A 20624-nucleotide genomic window follows, 5' to 3' on the forward strand; every position below is an offset into this window, starting at 1 on the left:
CGATGCCGGATTCGAGCAACCCGCTTGAGACACTGTCCCAAGCGGGTTTTTGTGTTGACGCCCGTTCACGGGCGTCGGATTCACGTTTCCATCCCGGGTGAAAGATGAGTTTGAAAGAGCAGATCAGCGAAGACATGAAGGCCGCGATGCGCGCGAAGGAAAGCGAGCGCCTGGCGACGATTCGCCTGCTGATGGCCGCGATCAAGCAGCGTGAGGTCGATGATCGCGTGACGCTCGACGACGCGGGCATCACGGCCGTGATCGACAAGATGATCAAGCAGCGCAAGGATTCGATCAGCCAGTTCCAGGCCGCCGGCCGCGACGACCTCGTCGCGAAGGAGCAGGCCGAGCTGACCGTGCTGGGCGGTTACATGCCCGCGCAACTGTCGGACGCCGAAGTGGCGGCCGAAGTCCAGGCGGCGGTCGCGCAAACCGGCGCAGCCGGTCCGCAGGACATGGGCAAGGTGATGGGCGTGCTGAAAGGCAAGCTCGCCGGTCGTGCCGACATGACGGCCGTTTCCGCGCAGGTCAAGGCCGCGCTCACGAAGTAAAACCCGTTCCCGGCGCGCCCAGCGATGCGTGCGCCGGGCGTCGTATTGTCTTTTTTCGTTCGATCCCACGGTGATTCCGCATTCGTTCCTGCAGGACTTGCTGAACCGCGTCGATATCGTCGACGTGGTGGGTCGGTACGTGCAGCTCAAGAAGGGCGGCGCCAACTTCATGGGGTTGTGCCCGTTCCATAACGAGAAGAGCCCGTCGTTTACCGTCAGCCCGACCAAGCAGTTCTATCACTGCTTCGGTTGCGGCGCGCACGGCACGGCAATCGGCTTCCTGATGGAGCACGCGGGGCTCACGTTCCCGGAAGCCGTGCAGGAACTCGCGCAGTCCGTCGGGCTGACCGTGCCGCACGAGCCGTCGATGCGCGGCGGGGGCGGTGGCGGCGACTATCCGGCGCCGGTGTCGAAATCGGTCGCGACCGCGCTGTCCGATGCGATGACGGCCGCGTGCGACTACTACCGCAAGCAGTTGCGCGGTGCGACCGTCGCGATCCAGTACCTGAAGAATCGGGGCCTGACCGGCGAGATCGCCGCGCGTTTCGGCCTCGGCTACGCGCCGGACGGCTGGCAGAACCTCGAAGCCGCGTTCCCGGACTATCGCGACGAGTCGCTCGTCGAGTCGGGGCTCGTGATCGTCAGCGAGAAGACCGACGCGCAGGGCGTCGCGCGCCGCTACGACCGGTTCCGCGAGCGGATCATGTTCCCGATCCGCAACGTGAAGGGACAGGTGATCGGCTTCGGCGGCCGCGTGCTCGGCAGCGGCGAACCGAAATACCTGAACTCCCCCGAAACGCCGCTGTTCAACAAGGGCAGCGAGCTGTACGGGTTGTTCGAGGCGCGGCTCGCGATTCGCGAGCGCAAGTACGTGCTGGTCGTCGAAGGCTACATGGACGTCGTCGCGCTCGCGCAGCTCGGGTTCCCGAACGCGGTCGCGACGCTCGGCACCGCGTGCACGCCGATTCACGTGCAGAAGCTGCTGCGCCAGACCGACACGGTCATTTTCAGTTTCGACGGCGATTCGGCCGGGCGGCGGGCGGCGCGGCGCGCGCTCGAGGCTTGCCTGCCGCATGCGGGCGACAACCGCACGATCCGGTTCCTTTTTCTGCCGACCGAGCACGATCCGGACAGCTATGTGCGCGAGTTCGGCGCCGAAGCGTTCTCCGAGCAGGTCGAGCGCGCGATGCCGCTGTCACAATTTCTGTTGAACGAAGCAATTTCGGGCAAGGCGCTCGATCAGCCGGAAGGCCGCGCGAAGGCGCTGTTCGATGCGAAGCCGCTGCTGCAGGCGCTTCCCGCGAACGCATTGCGCGCGCAGATCATGCACATGTTCGCGGACCGCCTCGATATTCCGTTCGAAGAGGTCGCGGCGCTGTCCGACGTCGATACGCGGATCGCGGCGCCGCCGCGCCAGGCGCCCGCGCGCAGCGAGCGGCGCCGCGTGACGGACAGCGAAAAGCGCGCACTGCGCACGCTGGTGATGCATCCGCGCATCGCGTCGCAGCTCGACGACGAGCAGATTGCGACCCTGCGCACCTTGCCGCGCATCGGCGAGCTGTTCGCGGAAGTCGTCGACCATGCGCGCGCGCTGGGCGACGGCGCGGAGTTCCGGTTGCTGTCGGATGTCCTGCGGACGTCCTCGAACGGGGCGACTTACGAGGAAATCTTCCGCGAAATTCTGGACTATGATGAAAACGTCCGCGATTTGCTGTTACAGAATCCGGCAGACGAGACGGTGCCCGAGCGGCAGCGTGAGCAGGAACGGATCGCGGGGGAGGAGCTGCAGGCGGCGGTGCTCAAGATGCGTTATGACGCCTGCTGCGACCGGCTTGACCGGCTGGCGCGGCAATCCACCTTCACACCCGAGGAGTTGGCCGAATTGACGGAATTGAACCAGCAGCGAACCGACATGAAACGTCGGCTCGGGCTGTAGGCGGCCGGGGCGCTTAGAGAGGGCTCCCCAGCGTGCTATAATATAAGGTTTCCAGCGGTTTGTTTTCCAAGCAAAGGCGAGATTCGCGATGGCAAAGACGACAGGCGGAAAGAAAGCAACAGGCAAGGGCTCGACGGAGCCGACCAAGAAGGTCACAGCGGCCAAGTCTGCTTCTTCCTCCGGGACAACGTCTTCAGCCACGTCAGCCCCAGCAGGAAAGAAAACCGCGGCCGGCACTGCTCAGGCTGCGCCGGCACCGGCAGCCAGAACACGGGCTGCCGCGAGACCCGACTCCGGGCCGGCCAAGCCGGCGGCGAAGCGGGCAAGTGCGAAAAGCGCAAGGGACACGACTGCCGACGCGGACGAAACGGCAGTACGTACTACTCATGCACCCACGGTTCAACCGGCTGTCGTCCAGCAGCCGCGAGTCGATATAGCCGGTACGGCGAACTCCATGACCAAAAAGCTGAACGAAGTATCCGTCGAAGACGACGCAAATCAGAGCGACGAGCAGCCCGCCGCAGCCGCGGCTGCTCCGGGCAAATCCAAGGTGCGCGATCGTCGCGCCAAGGAAAAGGCGCTGCTGAAGGAAGCGTTCGCGACGAGCACGCCGGGCACGGCCGAGGAGCTCGAAGAGCGCCGCGTGAAACTGCGCGCGCTGATCAAGCTCGGCAAGGAGCGCGGCTTCCTGACGTACGCCGAAATCAACGACCACCTGCCGGACAACTTCACCGAGACCGAAGCCCTCGAAGGCATCATCGGCACGTTCAACGACATGGGCGTGGCGGTTTACGAGCAGGCGCCGGACGCGGAAACGCTGCTCCTGAACGACAACGCACCCGCTGCGTCGTCGGACGATGAAGTCGAGGAGGAAGCGGAAGTCGCGCTGTCCACCGTCGATTCGGAATTCGGCCGCACGACCGATCCGGTCCGGATGTACATGCGCGAAATGGGCACGGTCGAGCTGCTCACGCGCGAAGGCGAAATCGAGATCGCGAAGCGGATCGAGGACGGCCTGCGCCACATGGTGATGGCCATCTCCGCGTGCCCGACGACGATCGCCGACATCCTCGCGATGGCCGAACGCGTCGCGAACGAAGAGATCCGCGTCGACGAACTCGTCGACGGCCTGCTCGATCCGAATGCGTCGGACTCCGCCGATACCGACGGTTTCTCCGCGAAGGAAGCGGAAGCGATCGAGAACGAGGACGAGGAAGCCGAAGAGGAAGAGGAAGAAGAGGAAGAGGAGGAAGACGACGGTGCCGCGCAGGCATCGGCGAACGCCGCCCAGCTCGAAGCCCTCAAGCGCGCATCGCTCGAGAAGTTCTCGCAGATCAGCGAGTGGTTCGACAAGATGCGCCGCGCGTTCGAAAAGGAAGGCTACAAGTCGAAGGCCTACCTGAAGGCGCAGGAAACGATCCAGACCGAACTGATGACGATCCGCTTCACCGCGCGTACCGTCGAGCGCCTGTGCGACACGCTGCGTGCGCAGGTGGACGAAGTGCGTCAGGTCGAACGTCAGATCCTGCACATCGTCGTCGACAAGTGCGGCATGCCGCGCTCGGAATTCATCGCACGCTTCCCGGGCAACGAGACCGATCTCGACTGGGCCGAGAAGATCACCGCCGAAGGCCATTCGTACAGCGCGGTGCTGTCGCGTAACGTCCCGGCGATCCGCGAACAGCAGCAGCGCCTGCTCGACCTGCAGGCGCGTGTCGTGCTGCCGCTGAAGGACCTGAAGGAAACCAACCGCCAGATGGCGGCCGGCGAACTGAAGGCGCGCCAGGCGAAGCGCGAAATGACCGAGGCGAACCTGCGTCTCGTGATCTCGATCGCGAAGAAGTACACGAATCGCGGCCTGCAGTTCCTGGACCTGATCCAGGAAGGCAACATCGGCCTGATGAAGGCGGTGGACAAGTTCGAATACCGTCGTGGCTACAAGTTCTCGACTTACGCGACGTGGTGGATCCGTCAGGCCATCACGCGTTCGATCGCGGACCAGGCGCGCACGATCCGTATTCCGGTTCACATGATCGAAACGATCAACAAGATGAACCGCATCTCGCGGCAGATCCTGCAGGAAACCGGTCTCGAGCCGGATCCGGCAACGCTCGCCGAGAAGATGGAGATGCCGGAAGACAAGATCCGCAAGATCATGAAGATCGCGAAGGAGCCGATCTCGATGGAAACGCCGATCGGCGACGACGACGATTCCCATCTCGGCGACTTCATCGAGGACAACAACACGGTCGCGCCGGCGGATGCAGCGCTGCATGCCAGCATGCGCGACGTCGTGAAGGATGTGCTCGATTCGCTGACGCCGCGCGAGGCGAAGGTGCTGCGGATGCGTTTCGGTATCGAGATGAGCACCGACCACACGCTCGAGGAAGTCGGCAAGCAGTTCGACGTCACCCGCGAGCGGATCCGTCAGATCGAGGCCAAGGCGCTGCGCAAGCTGCGTCACCCGAGCCGTTCCGACAAGCTGAAGTCGTTCCTCGAAGGGAACTGATTTCCAGCGTCTCTCCTGCGAACGCCGCCGGCATCCGCGTGATGCCGGTGGCGTTTGTCTCCTTTGTTGTTACAATGCCGGCCCGGCTTCGTTGCCGGGGTCGCGTGTAGCACGCGTCGTCATTCACCGGGGCTTGTAGCTCAGCGGTTAGAGCAGTCGACTCATAATCGATTGGTCGCGGGTTCGAACCCCGCCGGGCCCACCAGATTCGCTTCCAACGTTGTCCGAGGAAGTCTCGAAACCCGCGATGCCATAAGGCTTCGCGGGTTTTTTGTTTCCTGCGGTGTCCAGGGGATTCCATGGACAGTGACAGGGCAAGCGAGGGCGGCCGGTGGATTTTTCCCGTTATCTGTTGCCCCCGGACCTGTGCCAGCTTCGCGAATCGCCGTGAGTCCGGTGCGGCCATGCTCGGCGCCCGAGCGACGGCTATCGGACGATAGGGCCGTCCGTGGCGTGACGGATTGGCCCCGAGGCGGCGCCTAGAAATCCGAGCGCACCGTCAACATCACGTTGCGCGCGTCGCCGAATACGCTGTAATAGGTGCTGGGCGGACGAATGTAGTACCTGCGATTGAACACGTTATTCAATTGCAGCGACGCCGTCACGTGCTTGTTGAAACGATATCCCGCTTGTGCGTCGAAAACCGCATAGCCACCCTGTTCGACGCCACGCGAAATACGCGTTTGCGCGAGCATGCCGCCCCCGATCGAGAATCCGCGTAACGGGCCTTGCGAGAGCGTATATCGGGTCCACAGCTTGAACAGATGCTTCGGATCTGTGCCGTCGGTGAGATCGGGCGAATCGTTCTCGTAGTGGGCGTTCAGATACGTGTAGCCAGCATAGAGATTCCAGTCCGGCGTCGGCTGGCCGGTGAGTTCGAGTTCGATACCCTGATTGCGTGCCTTGCCTGCGGATACGTAATAGAACTGATGGGCAGGATCGGCAACGGCACGGTTGTCGTCGTTGATGCGGAACAGCGCGGCGTTCGCATTCAGGCGGCCATCGAGCAGGCTGCTTTTCATGCCCACTTCATACTGCTCTCCCGAGCGCGGCGGCAGGCCCGGCCCCGAGTACGTGCCTTGCGTTTGCGCATCGAGGAAACGCGCATAGTTGGCATAGGCCGTCAGCGACGGCACGATGTCCCACAGCAAGCCGGCGGACGGCAGGAAGCGATGATTGACCTGCGCGTTGGTCGTCCAGTCCGCGACGCTCGGCAACGTCGACTGCGTGCGGTCTTGCAGGAACGCCTCGCGGCCGCCGAGCACGAGCGTCAGCGGCGCGGCGAGCTTGATGCGCGCCTGCGCATAGACGCCGTATTGCACGGTGCGGTGATTGGTGCCGAACGTGTACGGTACGTCCACGGCGGGTACCGCATTGGGATCGTAGAGACTGTAGGCGCCCCCGTACGGGCCGCTCAACGCGCGGTAACCCGACTGCGCGCCCGAGGTCATCACCGCGTAGTTCGCGCCGATGGTCAGCGTATGCGTTTGCCCCCAGAGGCAGACCGGGCCGGACACATTGGTGTCCGCGCCGAACCAGTCGTAGCTCGTGCGCTGCCGCTGGTCTCCGAAACGCGCGAGGCCGTTTGCGGTTGCGCCGGGGCCGGAGTACGCGTAGTAGGCCTTGGAGAGTTCGTGGCGGTAGAACAGCGTGGTCGAGGCTTGCCACGCGCTTTCGAACCGATGCACGAGGTTGGCGTTGACCTCTTGCAACGAGGTGTACGCGTAGTTCCAGCTCGGGCTGAAGTTCCGCGTATATTCGCTCGGCACGCGCCCGGTGAGCGCGGTACGCGTGCTGTTCAGCACGCCGCCCGCACCGTAATCGATGCCGGAAATCGGCGAGACCTGATAGCCGCCCGAGAGCGACAGCGTCGTGCGCGGCGTGAGGTCCCAATCGAGCGCACCATAGGCCATCGCCTCCTTGCTGCGCGTGCGCTCGATGGATTGCATACCGGTGCTGCCCACGAGAACGGCACGTCCGCGCAGCGTGCCGTCCTTGTTCAGCGGCCCGGTGACGTCGATCATCTGGCGCACGCTGCCGAACGAATCGACCTGTGTTTCCGTGGCGAGGTGGAACTGATCCTGTGGGCGCTTGCGCACGAGATTGACGACGCCGCCCGGCTCACCCATGCCATCGATCGAGCCTGCCGGGCCGCGCAGGATTTCGACGCGGTCGTACATCGCCAGATCGAATTGCAACTGGTACTGCAGGCCGCTCAGTGTCGGGACCCCGTCGAATTCAATGCCGAGCTGCGAGCCGCGCGCGCGGAAGTACGCGGTACCGTCGCCGTAGTCGATCGAACTGACGCCGGTCACGGAGCGCAACGCCTGCTGGATGGTCGTGACGTTCTGGTCGTCCATCCGCTCGCGCGTGAGCACCGAGACCGAGTTCGGCGTCTCCTTGATCGATTGCGCGACTTTTCCGCCGATGGTGGCCCACTTCGCAGCGTAGCTGCCGCTGCCTTCGGTGGTCGCATCGGCGTCCCTTGTGCCCACCACCGTCAAGGCGGGCAGCATGTCGCCGGCCGGGGCCGGCGTGCCTTGCGCGTGCGCCCACGAGGAGGCGAGGCACAGCGCCGAAAAGGCGAGCGGGGCACCGCTGCATCGTCCCGTCGTCGCGCGCCGTGCGCGCGGGTGGTCTATTCTCGTTGTCATGGTTGATCATCCCGATGTTGAAAAATGTCGAACTGCTTCCTCCCGCCAGCGGCGGGTTGAAAAATGGGGGGACGATCGTTATCGACGGGCATCTGAGATGCCTCGTCTATCTGTAAATCAATGCACTACTGAATAACTTCCGGACCGACATCGTGGTCGATCCCGCGACCCGTGACGCAATTACCGCCGCAACCCGCGCAGCATCACGAGCGCGACGAGCCACGGTCCGCCGAGCAGCGTGGCGACGAGGCCGGTCGCGATTTCCTGCGGAAAAGCGATCTGCCGCCCGAGCCAGTCCGCCGTCACCATCAGCAGCGCGCCGAGCGTTGCGGCCAGATAAAGCTGCGGCACGGGGCGGCGCGCACCGGAAAACCGAGCGATATGCGGCGCGATCAGCCCGACGAACGACAACGGCCCGACAATCACGGTAGCCGCCGCCGTTGACATGGCCGCCAGCAGCAGCAACGCGAAGCGCGCGCGACCCACGGGCACGCCGACGCTCGCCGCGACGTCGGTGCCGAGCGCAAGAGCGGCGAGCCAGCGTCTGGTCAGCGGTGCAACGGCGAGCGTCAGGAGCGCCAGTGCCGCGACGCTCCAGGCGATGTCGGGCGCGACGTAGTAGGTGGATCCGATCAGCAGATCGACGAGCACGCCCGCGCGCGGATCGCCGCTTGACATCAGCGCGCCGACTACCGCGTTGAACAGCGCACTGATCGACAGCCCGACGAGCAGCAGGCGCTCGGGCGCGAATCGCGCGCGCCGTCCGAACCAGACGAGCAGCACCAACGTCGCGAACGTGCCGGCCACGCACCCTGCCACCAGTGCGGCGGGAACAAGGTGGTGACTGAGAAACAGTACGGCAACCATGCCGAACATGCCGCCGGAACCCACGCCGAGCACGTCGGGACTCGCCATCGGATTCGCGCTCATGCGTTGCAGCAGTGTTCCCGCGACGGCGAGCAGAGCGCCCGCCGCCAGCGCCGCGACGAGGTGGGGTACGCGCCAGAACAGCAGGCTTTCGATTTGCGTGAGCGTGGCGACGCTCGCGCCGGCGGGGCCGCGAGAGACCGCCAGCGACAGCACGCATGCGAGCGGTAGCAGCATGACCCACGCCAGCGCCATCGCGCGAGGCGCGCGACGCTCATGCCGGGGGGCTGCTGCAGTATGCGCATCGGGCCGCGTGCGCAAACGCGGCAGCAACCCGACGAGCAGCGGCACGCCTACGATCGCGGTCGCGCTTCCGGTCGCGATCACGTGCGCGGAAAACATGTCGGCCCGCGCGGCCGTGCGCACGATTTCATCGGTGAGCCACAGCAGCGCCGCGCCGGTGAGCGGTGACCACACGAGCCGCGCGCGCAATTGCCGCGCGCCGGCCAGGCGGGCCAGCAACGGCGCGGCCAGGCCGATGAAGCCGATGACGCCCACTTCGGCGACCACGAACGCCGTGAGCGCGACCGCGACGAACAACGCAGCGCCGCGCACCCATCCGACCGCGACACCAAGATGGCGCGCCGTCGTGTCGCCTGCGTCGAACAGACTCAGCGGACGATAGAGCAGTGCGGCGGCGCCCGCGCAGGCGGCGAGCTGCATGCCCAGATGCAGCGTCGGTTGCCAGCCGTTCTGGTCGAGCGCGCCGCCCCCCCAGATCTGCAAGCCTGCAAGCCGGTCGAAATGCACCACCGAGATCGCGAGACTGATCGCGCCGCAGTACAGGTTCACGACCATGCCGCCGAGGATCACGCCGAGCGGCGACATACGTTGCGCCCATGCCAGCGCGAACACGACGAGCATCGCGGCCGCGCCGCCCGCCAGCGCCAGCGTGCTTCGACCCATGGCCAACCAGCCGGGCATCCAGATCGTCGCGACAGACAGCGTGAGATACGCGCCGGGGAACACCCCGAGCGTCATGGGTTCCGCGAGCGGATTGCGCAGCACCTGTTGCATCAGCGCGCCCGCGAGACCGAGTGCGGCGCCGCACAGCAGGGTCATCGCGACGCGCGGCAGCAGGCTGTAGTGGACGAGCAGGGCCCCCACGTCCTGCGTGTCTGCGGTGGCCGCGAGCGCGCGCCACAAGGATGCGCTCGCCAGTGCGCGATGCACGTCCGTGGCGGTGAGGCACGCGGCGAGTACGGCCATGGCGCCGACCAGCGCCAGGCGCCGATCGCTTGTCCGCGCGATGCGTCCGGCCAGCACGAGATTACGCAAGGCCGCCTCCGCCTTGCTCCAGTGTGGCCAGTGCGATCGAGACGGCCGCGGCGAAGCGGTGCATCGACACCAGTCCGCCGAAGGCCGCGATCACCGGCAGGACTGCGACGCGTTTCTCGCGCACGGCAGGCAGCGCACGCCACAACGGGCTCTCGTTCAGCGCGGCACGCACGGCGGCGCGCAGCGGACCGATCAGCAGGATGTCCGCGTGCGGGACATCGAACAGGCGTTCCAGCGAGACGGCGGCCGAGCCGGTGACGGAGGTGCGCCACGGCGTGGCGACCGTTCGGCTCGCCGCGTCGCGAGGATGGGCGGCATTGTCGACACCGATGCGCGCGAGCACGTCGTCGAACAGACTACCCGTGCCATAGACGCGAAAATGTCGCTCGTCGAGTGCTTCGGCGACGATCACGGCTCGCGCCGGGTGAGCCCCGGTGTTCGCGATCCGGGTGGCCACCGACGCGAATTCCCGTTGCGCGGCGGCGATCAGCTCGGTGGCGCGTAGCGGCGCATCGATCGCTCGCCCCATCGCGGATGTTTCGTCGCAGAGCACCTCGAGAGGCCGTGCAGCGCTCATGTATGTGCCGAGCGTGAGCGTCGGCGCGATGCGTCGCAGCGGCGTCATCAACGCGGCATGCGCCGGCGTGACGATGATGAGATCCGGCGCGAGCGCGAGCAGCACCTCGAAATTCGGCTGATAGAGCAGGCCGACATCGGCGACGCCGGGCGGCAACGGCGGCGTCACGATGCCGCTCGCATACCAGTCGGGCAATGGAATGCCGACGGGCGCGCGCCCGAGTGCGAGCAGCGTTTCCGTGAGTTCCCAGTTGAGCACCACGATGCGATGCGGGAACCGCGTGACCGCGGCAGCGACGCATGGCGCGGAGAACCATGGGCCTGAGCCGGCGAGCGCGGTGAGCGCGACGAGCAGTTGCCGGCGGCGCGGATTCGCAACGAGCAGGTTCATGCCGGAAACCCCAGGCGCCGCCCGCTGACCGGATCGGCACTCACGCGCATCGGCACGCCGTAGATCGATTCGAGGTGCACCGGGTTCATGATGTCGGCGGCGCGCTCGCGCATCAGCAGACGGCCCTCGCGCAGCGCCACGATACGGTCGCAGAACCGCGCGGCCATGTTCACGTCGTGCAGAACGACGACGGCGCTCATCGCCCTCGTCGCGCAGAGCGTGCGCACGAGTTCGAGCACGGAGAGCTGATGGTTGAGGTCGAGCGCCGACGTCGGTTCGTCGAGCAGCATGCAGCGGCAGTCCTGTGCGACCAGCATCGCCAGCCATGCACGCTGACGCTCGCCGCCCGACAGGACGTCGACGGGACGATCGGCGTGACGGAGCACATCCGCTGCACGCATCGCGCGCTCGACGTGCGCGGCGTCTTCTTCCCCGAAGCGACCGAGTGCGCCATGCCACGGATAACGCCCGAGGGCGACCAGTTCGTGCACGGTCATACCGTCGGTGGGCGGCGTCTGCTGCGGTAAATACGCGACCTGACGCGCGAACTGGCGTGCGCCCCAGCCGGCGAGCGGCTTGCCCGCGTAGCGAATCGTGCCGGCAGTGGGGGCGAGCTGACGAGCGAGCAATTTGACGAGCGTGGATTTGCCCGAACCGTTGTGCCCGACCAGTCCGGTCACGCATGCGGGTTCGAGCGCGAGATCGATCGATTGCAGCAGGGGACGGCCGCTGGCGACGTACGACACGCGTTCGAGCGAGAACGTCGCGGCAGGGCCGGTGTTGCCGCATGCGGAGCGGGCTGCTTCGTCGCGCACGATTGGGCTCATGCCGCGCTCGCCATGTCGTTGCCGCCCGTACGCCGCGCATGGTCCGTGTCGGCGGTAATCGCGGCGATTCGCCCGTTCTCGAGCTTGACGAGCCGGTCGGCAAGATCGAAGTAGCGATCGTCGTGCGTGATGACCAGCACGGTCTTGCCGTTCGCCTTCAGCGCGGGCAACAGCGTGCGATAGAACACGTCCTTGAAGGCCGGGTCCTGATCGGCCGCCCATTCGTCGAAGACATAGAACGGTCGATCCTCCAGGAATGCGACCAGCAGCGCGAGGCGTTTGCGCTGACCTTGCGAAAGGGCGAGCGTGGAGAACGTGCCGTGCTCGATGCGCACCTTGTGGTCGAGTTGCAGCGCGACGAGCAACGTACGTGCCATCCCTTCGCGTTCGCCGGTCAGGCCGAGCAGCGAATCGAACAGATGGAAATCGCTGAAGACCACCGAAAAACGCTGTCGATACGCGGCGCGCGTCGCGTCGTCCACGGCGACGCCGTCGACGAGCAGACGGCCGCGCTCGGGCGCGTAAAGGCCGACGAGCAGCTTCGCGAGCGTGGTCTTGCCGCTGCCGTTGCCGCCGACGAGATACACGAGTTCCCCCGCGTCGAAGGTCAGATCGATGGGCCCGAGCGTGAACAGGCCATCGTCGCTTTCGCGCACATAACGATGTTCGACACCCTCGAACACGATGCGCGAGAATCCCTCGGCCGGGGCCGGTGCGGTGGCGGAATCGGCGTGATTGCCTGGTTCGGCCGGCAGCGCCGCCTCGAGCTCGCCGATGCGCTCGAACGCAACGCGTGCCGAGTTGAGCGACGGCAGCGCCGCGAGCAGCCCTTCGACCGGCATGATCAGATAGAGGAACACGAGCGCGTAGCCCGACATGACGTGCGCGTCGGCGCCGAACAGATGCGCGAGCACGAAAGTCGTCAGGCCGACGAAGCCGAACAGCAGCAAATTTCCCCAGCTTGCCGCGAGCGCGTGCAGCACATAACCGCGCGTGCGCTGCACGCGCACCGCCTCCACGTGCGGTGCGAGCTCGCTACAGACGAACGCGTTCGCACGCGCGCGATGCAGCTTGAGTTCCTTGGCGCCGTCGAACAACGCGCGAAACCGGTTCAGCAGCTTGTCCTCGCGGTCGCGCGATGCGCGCAGATGACGCAGCGCGCGGGTGCTCACCAGCTGCGTGCCGAGCGTGCCTGCCCCGAGCACGCCCAATGCGACCGCCAGGATCGGCAGCGACAGCATGCCGAGGTACGCGAGACACCCGACGATCACGGCGCCCTGCATCGCCATGGAGGGCAGGCTCACGAAGAACACGACGATGCTGTCGAGATCCTGGGTCAGCGCGCCCATCGCGCGGGCCGCGCCGCAGCGCTCCAGATCGCGGAACGACGCGGCGGTAATGCGGCCGATCGTCTGCATGCGCAGTTGCGCCTTGACGCGTTGACCGAGATACATGAATAGCGCCTGCGAGCCGATGCGCGTCACGAGTACCAGCGCGGCGAGCAGCACGAAGCGCATGCCCAGGTGCATCAGTTGTGCGCCCGACGCTTGCAACGCCTGATTGATGAGGGCCACGAGCGCCGCGTTCGCGAAGCCGCTCGCGAGACTCGCGAGCAACGCGACCGGCAGCAGCCAGCGTGAGTAGCGGATCAATGAGGCAATCAGAGGCATAAGTGGCGGAAGGTTCGTGCGGACGTGCAAGCTGCATGTGTCGTGTCTCATACATGAGAATGAGACGTATTAAATATGTCGGACGGGATTTGGCCGTGACCATTGATGGATAAGGAGATTAATGCCTCAAGCCGCCGAAAGGTAGACACTCGATATCGATTTTTTGACAAAATTTGGTGAATTTGAAATATCATGGCTCACCTCCTTTCGACCGTCTCCGATGAAGGCCTTCCTGCTCAAGCGCTATCCGCTGGCGCGGGTGCCGCTGCCGCGCGAAGTGGCCGCCACCCTCGTGAATTACCGTCAAGGCGAACGCGTTGCCTGGCATCAGCATCGTCATGGCCAGCTCGTCTTTGCAGCCAAGGGCGTCGTCCGCGTGCTCACACCGGCCCGCACATGGACACTCCCGCCGTCGCGGGCGGTGTGGCTGCCGTCGGACGTCGATCACGAACTGCACGCCGTGGGCGACACCGCGCTATGCAGCGTCTATGTGGAGCCCGAGGTGTTTCCGTGGTCCTGGGAAGAACCGGCGGTCATCGCCGTGTCGGTGTTGCTGCGGGAGCTCGCGCTCACGGTGGTCGACGGGGCGGATACTTATACGGCCACGAGCCGCGCCGGGCTGGCCGCGTCGTTGCTGATGAAAGTGCTCGCGGAAACGCCGAGCCTCGCCGAGCCTGGTGTGCCCTTGCCACGCGACGAACGCCTGCTCAAGCTGTGCGAGCACATGATGAACGACCCCGCGAGCGATCTCACGCTGGACTTCTGGGGCGAGCAATTCGGCGCCAGCGGCCGTACGCTCGCGCGCCGGCTGCATGCCGAGACGGGGCTGACGTTCGTGGCCTGGCGGCAGCAGATGCGTGTCGCGGAAGCGATCACGCGCCTCGCGCTCGGCCAGTCGGTTGCACAGGTGGCGAAGGATCTCGGGTATCGCAGCGCGAGCGCGTTCATCGTCATGTTCCGGCGGATCACCGGCGAATCGCCGCAGCGATATCTCGCGGCAGGTTGAGCGGCATGATTCGGACGGTCGGCGGTTCGGCGACATGACCGGCGGAAAACACGGAAATGGTGCAGTACCGATCGCAATCGAAGTATGCTGTGGCGCGGCACGGCCCGTGCGCGATACGCGTCGCGCAACGGACGGCCGACCCGCGCCGTGAGTCATCCGGCGACCAGAAAAACAGACTTCGCCGGGAGTGGGGACGGTCATCATGACCATGCTGCGTTCGTGGGGTGCGATTCTTTCGTTGCTGGCGCTCGTTGCGTGCGCCAGCCTTCCGCCGCAGGCCGATCGCGCGCCGACGCATGCGTTCACCGATACGGAACACACTCGCCTGGGCGCGGCGTTCCAGCAGCAGGCCAGCGCCCATCCCGGGCAGGATGCGTTCCATCTGCTGACCGATCCGGTCGATGCGCTGGATGCGCGCGTGCTGCTGGCCGACCGGGCCGACCGGTCGCTGGATCTTCAGTACTACATCTGGCACGACGACCTGACCGGACATGAACTGGCCGATGCGGTCATTCGCGCGGCCGATCGTGGCGTGCGCGTGCGCGCGCTGCTCGACGATCTCGGCACGAACGCGGACGACCGCAAGCTGCTCGAGATCAGTTCGCATCCGAACATCGAGATCCGGTTGTTCAATCCGGTGGCCACGCGCCGGTTCAAGAAGATCGGCACGGTGTTCGAGTTCGCGCGCGTCAACCGGCGCATGCACAACAAGGCGATGATCGCGGACAACCAGGTGGCGATCGTCGGTGGCCGCAATATCGGCGACGAGTACTTCGGCGCATCGTCGATGCTGGAGTTCGGCGATCTCGACGTCGTCGTCCACGGTCCGGCCGTGAAGGACATCTCGACCGAATTCGATACGTTCTGGAATTCTCCGTACGCGTATCCGATCGATGCGCTGGTCGGGCACGATGCGGCGCCGGGCGGGCTCGATCGCGAGCGCGAACGGCTGCGCGACTACCTGCGGGCGATGGAGGACAATCCGTACGTGCTCGAGGCCCGGCAGCGGCTCGACCAGATCGTGCATGGGCAGGGCACGGAACTGTCGTGGGGGCACGCGACGGTGCTGTACGACGATCCGTCGAAGATCGCGCATGCGCCGAAGGACGCCGACGGACACCTGATGCCGCAGCTGCGTGCGCTTGCATTGCAGCCTCGGCACGACCTGCTGATCGTGTCGCCGTATTTCGTGCCGGGCAAGGAGGCCGTCGAACGATTGCGGGCGCTCACGGCGCGCGGCGTGCGCGTGACGGTGCTGACCAACTCGCTTGCGTCGACCGACGTGGCGGCCGTGCATGCCGGCTACCGGCATTATCGAAGCGATCTGGTGAAGGCCGGCGTGCGGCTCTACGAGCGGCGGCCGTCGGGCGACAAGAGCATTTCGAAGCAGGTCATCATCGGCTCGTCGCGCGCGTCGCTGCACGCAAAGACCTACGTGTTCGATCACACGAGCATTTTCATCGGATCGATGAATCTCGATCCGCGCTCGTTGAACCTCAATACGGAGATCGGCGTTTACTGCGAGAGCCCGGCGATTGCGTCCCAGGTGGCGAACGATCTCGAAGCGCGACTCGACCGGATCGCGTGGCGTGTCGAGTCGCGCACCGATGCGGCCGGGCAGGGGCGGCTCAAGTGGATCCAGACCGATGCGGACGGGAAGGTCACCGAGATCGATCACGAGCCGGAGGTTTCAGCGGCGCGACGAATGGAAGTCTGGTTTCTGGGGTTGTTTCCGATCGAATCGCAACTGTGAGCGCCGCTCAGCGGCGCGGGCGGCCGAATCGTTCGATGACGGCCGCGAACTGCGTCGTCGCCGTTTCGATCGTCGCGTCGTCCAGCCCGGAATAGCCGAGCACGAAGCCGTTGTACGCGCGGCCCTCGCCGACGCGATAGCTGCTCAGCGGCTGCAGCAGCAGGCCATGCGCGGAGGCGGCGCGCGCGACTTCGGCGTCGTGCAGCGGCGCCGCGAGATCCGCCGACAGATGCATGCCGCCCGGGCTGTCACGCACGCTCAACACGGTGCCGAGGTGGCGCGCGAGGGCCGCCTCGAGGCGGCTGCGCCGGTCGGCATAACGCGACTTCATCGTGCGCAGATGCCGTGCAAAGAGGCCGGTGTCGATGAATTCGGCCATCGCGAGCTGATCGGCCGAATGACCGCGATGGACGAGCTCGCGCAGCGTCCGGGTGAAGCGCTCGACGAGGGCCGGCGGCACGACCATGAAGCCGAGCCGAAGCGCCGGAAACATCGTCTTGCTGAACGTGCCGAGATAGCAGACCGGCGCGTCGGGATGCAGGCCCTGTATCGCGGGCAGCGGCTGGCCGCCGTGACGGAACTCGCTGTCGTAGTCGTCCTCGATGATCCATGCCCCGCACGCGCGTGCATGCTCGACGAGCGTTGCACGCCGTTCCGGGCTCATCAGCGCGCCGAGCGGGTATTGATGCGAGGGCGTCGTATAGATCAGCCGGGGCGGCTGGTTACGCCACTGCTCGTCGGTGGGCGCCATCCCTTCGTGATCGACCTCGATCGGCACGAGATTCAGGCCGGTCGACCGGAAGGCCGTCCGGGCGCCGTTGTAGCAGGGATTCTCGAGCCAGCCGTATTCGCCGGGATTCGCAAGCATGCGCGCGCACAATTCGAGGCTGCCTTGCGTGCCGTCGGTGATGAATACCTGGCCCGTGTCGCAGCGCACGCCGCGCGACACGCGGATGTAGGCGGCCACCGCGCGCCTGAGTTCGGGCAGCCCTTCGACCGGGCCATACGCGAGCTGCGCGGGCTTGATGGTTTTCCACGTACGCTCGATGCAACGACGCCACTGCGCAACCGGGAATTCGTCCAGTGACGGGAGGCCGGGGACGAACGGCAGCATGCGTTCGGGCTCGGGATCGGCGCTCTCCAGCCCGTGCACGCGCGCCGACAGTTGCACTGACGGCGAGCCGTCGTCATGCGTGGCGCCTGCCCGGCCGCATCCGTCCCATAGCGTGATCGTGCCGTTGCGCGTGGCGGCCACGAAGCCTTCTTCCGCCAGGCGCTCGTACGCATAGACCGCCGAATTACGGGCAATGCCCAGCTCGGCCGCGAGCACGCGCGTCGATACGAGCCGCGTGCCGGGGGGAAGATGCCCGTCGAGCAGCAGTGCGCGCAGGCTCCGGTACAGCGCTTCCTGCTGGCTGTGTCGAGTCGTGCCGTCCTGCCGGGAGCGCGACGAGATGAGCAGCGCGAGATCCATGGGCTGGTTCCAGAAATTTCCGTTGTGCTGGTTCTTTTGAAGATGCCACGCGCATCGTATCGTTCACGTTCTTGCGATGTGCCCCGGCGCGCGGGGCGTTCCTGCGATCGTCGAGCGTATTGCACGTGCGTATTGTGATCGATTTGACGCGCGGCTGTCGACGCGCCCGGCGGCCGTACATGCGGGCGTCAACGCCTCACGATACCGATTTGATTAACTTTGTAGTCCGAATATATGAAAATCATGACCGCCATTTCTTCCTCGCCGCTGACCACCATTCGCCGCCTGTCCGAGCTGGCCAGTCACGATCGCGCGATGCTCCACCGCATCGTGGACGAGGCCTATGTCTGCCATATCGCGTTCGGCGACGGCGAGCACACGCACTGCATCCCGACCGCGCACTGGCAGTGGGGCGACGACCTTTATATTCATGGATCGAATGGCAGCCGGATGATCAAGGCGCTGTCGGCGGGCGTGCAGGCTTCGGTCGCGATCACGTTGCTCGACGGCCTCGTGCTGGCGAAGTCGGCCTTCAACCATTCGATGAATTACCGGTCCGCGGTGATCTACGGGCGGTTCGACGCGGTGGAGGACGGTGCGGAAAAACGCGCGGCGCTGGACGCCTTGATGGACAAGATCGCGCCCGGCCGCAGGCATGAAGCGCGGCCGGGCAATTCGAAGGAAATCAATGCGACCAGTGTGCTGCGGATTGCGATGGACGAAGCGGCGGTGAAAATCAGCGATTCGCTGCCGTCCGACAAGGACGAGGATCTGGCGTTTGCGGTGTGGACCGGAATACTGCCGCTGAAGACGGCGCGCGGCACGCCCGTGCATGCGGACGGCGGCGTGCCCGTGCCGGACTACGTGCGGAGCTGGGCCGATTGATCGGCGGATCGCCCGACGGCAGCGCGGCATTCGCGCTACCGTCGGCGGGACTTACCCCGGATGATGCTCGTGCGACTCATGCTGCGGGTGGGACTCGGGCGGGTGCGGATGCGGTGCCGCCGCGTGCTCGGTTGCCGGTTGCCGAGGGCGCGGTGCCGCGTGTTCCTGCAGCGGCGCTTCGGCGTGCGGCTGCATCTCCTTGCGTTGCTGCTGCTGAGCCTCGTTGCGTCGCTGGGCATCCGCGCGTTGCTGCTGCGCTTCGTTGCGTTGCTGGGCGTCCGCGTGTTGTTGCTGCGCTTCGTTACGTTGCTGGGCCTGCGCGCGTTCCTGTTGTTGCGCTTCGTTGCGTTGCTGCAGCGCTTCGCGTTGCTGCGCCGCGTTGTGCTGTTGCATTTCCTCGCGTTGTTGTTGCTGTGCTGCCGCATGATTTTCCTGCGCGGCTGCACGCTCCTGTTGCATCGCCTGCTGCCGCTCGTCGTGCGTCGTGCCGGACGGATGCTGCGCCGGTGCCACGGCATGTGGCGCATTCGCACGGTTCTGCGCGAATGCTTCTGGCGCGGGTCGCGTGCCGGGGCGCGCGTCGTTCGCGCCGAAGTGCGGCATCGTCATCGGCGCTGCGCCCGCGCGCGGCGCCATGGCCTGTCCGCGCATCGGTTCGGCACCCGGCTGTGCGGCATTGCGTTCGATCGTCGTGTTGTTGGTGGTGACGTTGCCGCCGTAGTTGTTCGTGATGCGCGTGTTGCGGATGTTGGTGATGTTGTTGATCACGGTGGTCGACTTCGTCACGTACGTGGTGTGGTTGTACACCACGGCCGGGCGCTGCCACCCGTCGTTCCACCTCGGGCCTTCCGGATGCGGTGCCCCCCAGTTCACGCCCCACGCATGCCAGCCCCAGTCGTGGTGTCCGAAGATCGCGGCGCCGACGGCGATGCCGACGCCGAACGTGATCACGCTGGCCGCCACGACTTCGCCGGTGCTGTATGCGGGCGGCCGGTAAACGTAGCCGGGGTAGGCCGATACCGGCTCGCCGTAGACGACGGTCGGGTTGTACGACGGCACGTACACGATATCCGGCTGCGCGGGCTCGATCTCGATTGCCTGCCCGGGCGGCGGCACGATCGCCGGCCCGGCGTACCCCACGGGCGCGTCGGTGGCCGGCGTATAGCCGGTCGGCGCGGCCCGCGCGACTTGCGTGACGCGTATCTGGCCGCCCGAGCGGAGATGGCCGGACGTGTGGGCGCGCTGGCGCATCACCTGGATCGCGTTCATCACGTCGGTCGGATCGTTGTAGTACGCCTGGCCGAGCGACGTGGTCCAGACCGGGTTCGACGCCATCTGCGACAGCACCGCGGGGAAGGCGGTCAGCGCCTTGACGGACGGATCCCACGGCTGCGCATCGGCGGCCGCCGCGAGTGCCTGCCCCTTCAATGCCGGATTCTGCGTGACCCAATTGTTCGCGGCGCTCACCTGGTCCGGATACGTCGCACCCGCCAGCACCAGCGCGACGAGCTTGTCGGGGAACAGCGCGATCGGCGCGACCATCTGGTAGAGCTGGTCGGCGCTCGGCGGCGTGTAGGCAACGGGTGTCGAGGCCGGCTGCGCGGCCGCGGCCGCGCTCGCGTCGCTCGCCGGTGCGGCGGGGCTGCCGTCGCCGTTCTTGTTGCAGGCCGACAGGCCGAGCAGCGACACGATGAGGGACGAAGCGATCAACGTCCTGACGGGGCGGTGTGCACGTGTGTTGTTCATGTTGTTGTCCGTTCGGTGTGGAGGCAGCGTTGGCAGGCACGCGGGCTGCGCGATCGGCTTGAGCACCGTGCCGCGATCGTCCGCGCCTGCGCCGGCGGCAGCGGCCGGCGCAGGCGGCAAGATCGTGTTCGCATGATGGAAGTCCCGCGACGAATCGTCATATTCGGTTAAACGCACGACACGCGCGGAAGTTGTCGGAGCGTTGTGTAACAGTGTGTACCTTGCGGTCCGTAAGCGGGCGGGCACCCGGCGGGTAAGGAACCTGAAAGTTGCTGGCGCAACGATTGCAAGGTCGGCGCGCGTATCGTCCCGCCCGATGCCGCTTCGCGAGCTGACGCGGAATGCAGAAAACCCGCGACGGCTTGCACCTGTCGCGGGCTTTTACGCGGTTGCGTGCGGTCCCGGGCGCGCGCAACGACGCGCACGCGGAACCGCGTCGGT

General features: G+C 66.0%; 13 protein-coding genes and 1 tRNA gene. 7 read left to right on the forward strand and 7 right to left on the reverse strand.

The annotated features are described in order from the left end of the window. Positions 1 to 104 precede the first annotated feature (104 nt). From VXM69_RS05850 to VXM69_RS05865, 4 genes are all read left to right on the forward strand, one after another. Positions 105 to 551 carry a GatB/YqeY domain-containing protein gene (locus VXM69_RS05850; protein ID WP_006479409.1) on the forward strand — a complete coding sequence of 149 codons (447 nt, stop codon included), beginning with the start codon at positions 105 to 107 and terminating at the stop codon, positions 549 to 551. Between the two features lie 70 nt (positions 552 to 621). Then, positions 622 to 2487: a DNA primase gene (dnaG, locus tag VXM69_RS05855; protein WP_367189142.1), complete on the forward strand. Its 1866-nt coding sequence runs from the start codon at positions 622 to 624 to the stop codon at positions 2485 to 2487. Positions 2488 to 2575: 88 nt separating this feature from the next. Then, positions 2576 to 4996 (forward strand): RNA polymerase sigma factor RpoD, encoded by a 2421-nt coding sequence (rpoD, locus tag VXM69_RS05860; RefSeq protein ID WP_367189143.1) that lies wholly within the window; start codon positions 2576 to 2578, stop codon positions 4994 to 4996. Between the two features lie 129 nt (positions 4997 to 5125). Next, positions 5126 to 5201 (forward strand) — tRNA-Ile (locus VXM69_RS05865). 274 nt (positions 5202 to 5475) lie between these two features. On the opposite strand, the gene VXM69_RS05870 is transcribed toward VXM69_RS05865, so the two are convergent. The 5 genes from VXM69_RS05870 to VXM69_RS05890 all read right to left on the reverse strand — a co-directional run bounded on the left by VXM69_RS05870 (position 5476) and on the right by VXM69_RS05890 (position 13301). Continuing rightward, a complete protein-coding gene (locus VXM69_RS05870; RefSeq protein WP_367189144.1) occupies positions 5476 to 7650 on the reverse strand; it encodes a TonB-dependent siderophore receptor in 2175 nt (724 codons plus the stop codon). Positions 7651 to 7830: 180 nt separating this feature from the next. Then, positions 7831 to 9855: a Fe(3+)-hydroxamate ABC transporter permease FhuB gene (gene fhuB, locus VXM69_RS05875; protein WP_367189145.1), complete on the reverse strand. Its 2025-nt coding sequence runs from the start codon at positions 9853 to 9855 to the stop codon at positions 7831 to 7833. After that, positions 9848 to 10822: an iron-siderophore ABC transporter substrate-binding protein gene (locus VXM69_RS05880; protein WP_069705004.1), complete on the reverse strand. Its 975-nt coding sequence runs from the start codon at positions 10820 to 10822 to the stop codon at positions 9848 to 9850. The genes fhuB and VXM69_RS05880 overlap by 8 nt, the downstream gene beginning before the upstream one ends. Continuing rightward, positions 10819 to 11649, reverse strand: a complete 831-nt coding sequence (locus VXM69_RS05885) for an ABC transporter ATP-binding protein (RefSeq protein WP_034185747.1) — start codon at positions 11647 to 11649, stop codon at positions 10819 to 10821. The genes VXM69_RS05880 and VXM69_RS05885 overlap by 4 nt, the downstream gene beginning before the upstream one ends. Beyond that, the gene (locus VXM69_RS05890) at positions 11646 to 13301 is read right to left on the reverse strand and encodes a cyclic peptide export ABC transporter (protein ID WP_367189146.1); all 1656 of its coding nucleotides are present in this window, start codon (positions 13299 to 13301) and stop codon (positions 11646 to 11648) included. The genes VXM69_RS05885 and VXM69_RS05890 overlap by 4 nt, the downstream gene beginning before the upstream one ends. A 238-nt stretch (positions 13302 to 13539) precedes the next feature. On the opposite strand from VXM69_RS05890, the gene VXM69_RS05895 reads away from it, so the two are divergent. Together VXM69_RS05895 and VXM69_RS05900 are read left to right on the forward strand one after the other, a co-directional pair. Next, entirely contained in the window at positions 13540 to 14325 is a 786-nt protein-coding gene (locus tag VXM69_RS05895) for a helix-turn-helix domain-containing protein (protein WP_034185749.1), read from the forward strand. A gap of 202 nt (positions 14326 to 14527) precedes the next feature. Next, positions 14528 to 16078, forward strand: a complete 1551-nt coding sequence (locus VXM69_RS05900; RefSeq protein ID WP_124668828.1) for a phospholipase D family protein — start codon at positions 14528 to 14530, stop codon at positions 16076 to 16078. 7 nt (positions 16079 to 16085) lie between these two features. Here the strand turns inward: VXM69_RS05900 and VXM69_RS05905 are convergent, their stop codons facing one another. Beyond that, positions 16086 to 17552 (reverse strand): PLP-dependent aminotransferase family protein, encoded by a 1467-nt coding sequence (locus tag VXM69_RS05905; protein WP_367189147.1) that lies wholly within the window; start codon positions 17550 to 17552, stop codon positions 16086 to 16088. Between the two features lie 234 nt (positions 17553 to 17786). Here VXM69_RS05905 and VXM69_RS05910 point away from each other — a divergent pair, with 234 nt between their 5' ends. Further along, entirely contained in the window at positions 17787 to 18437 is a 651-nt protein-coding gene (locus VXM69_RS05910) for a pyridoxamine 5'-phosphate oxidase family protein (protein ID WP_226226823.1), read from the forward strand. Between the two features lie 51 nt (positions 18438 to 18488). Here VXM69_RS05910 and VXM69_RS05915 read toward each other — a convergent pair whose 3' ends face one another. Then, positions 18489 to 20183, reverse strand: coding sequence for a DUF3300 domain-containing protein (locus tag VXM69_RS05915; protein WP_367189148.1), 1695 nt, complete (start codon positions 20181 to 20183; stop codon positions 18489 to 18491). Between the last annotated feature and the right edge of the window lie 441 nt (positions 20184 to 20624).

The sequence above is a fragment of the Burkholderia sp. Ed8 genome, from assembly GCF_040761425.1.
GTDB classification, from domain to species: domain Bacteria; phylum Pseudomonadota; class Gammaproteobacteria; order Burkholderiales; family Burkholderiaceae; genus Burkholderia; species Burkholderia seminalis.

Bases quoted from the DNA above. Each gene is read 5' to 3' on its own strand.
- VXM69_RS05850 (WP_006479409.1), top strand. From the start codon at position 105: ATGAGTTTGAAAGAGCAGATCAGCGAAGACATGAAGGCCGCGATGCGC.
- rpoD (WP_367189143.1), top strand. From the start codon at position 2,576: ATGGCAAAGACGACAGGCGGAAAGAAAGCAACAGGCAAGGGCTCGACG.
- VXM69_RS05870 (WP_367189144.1), bottom strand. From the start codon at position 7,650: ATGACAACGAGAATAGACCACCCGCGCGCACGGCGCGCGACGACGGGA.
- VXM69_RS05880 (WP_069705004.1), bottom strand. From the start codon at position 10,822: ATGAACCTGCTCGTTGCGAATCCGCGCCGCCGGCAACTGCTCGTCGCG.
- VXM69_RS05885 (WP_034185747.1), bottom strand. From the start codon at position 11,649: ATGAGCCCAATCGTGCGCGACGAAGCAGCCCGCTCCGCATGCGGCAAC.
- VXM69_RS05895 (WP_034185749.1), top strand. From the start codon at position 13,540: ATGAAGGCCTTCCTGCTCAAGCGCTATCCGCTGGCGCGGGTGCCGCTG.
- VXM69_RS05900 (WP_124668828.1), top strand. From the start codon at position 14,528: ATGACCATGCTGCGTTCGTGGGGTGCGATTCTTTCGTTGCTGGCGCTC.
- VXM69_RS05905 (WP_367189147.1), bottom strand. From the start codon at position 17,552: ATGGATCTCGCGCTGCTCATCTCGTCGCGCTCCCGGCAGGACGGCACG.
- VXM69_RS05910 (WP_226226823.1), top strand. From the start codon at position 17,787: ATGAAAATCATGACCGCCATTTCTTCCTCGCCGCTGACCACCATTCGC.
- VXM69_RS05915 (WP_367189148.1), bottom strand. From the start codon at position 20,183: ATGAACAACACACGTGCACACCGCCCCGTCAGGACGTTGATCGCTTCG.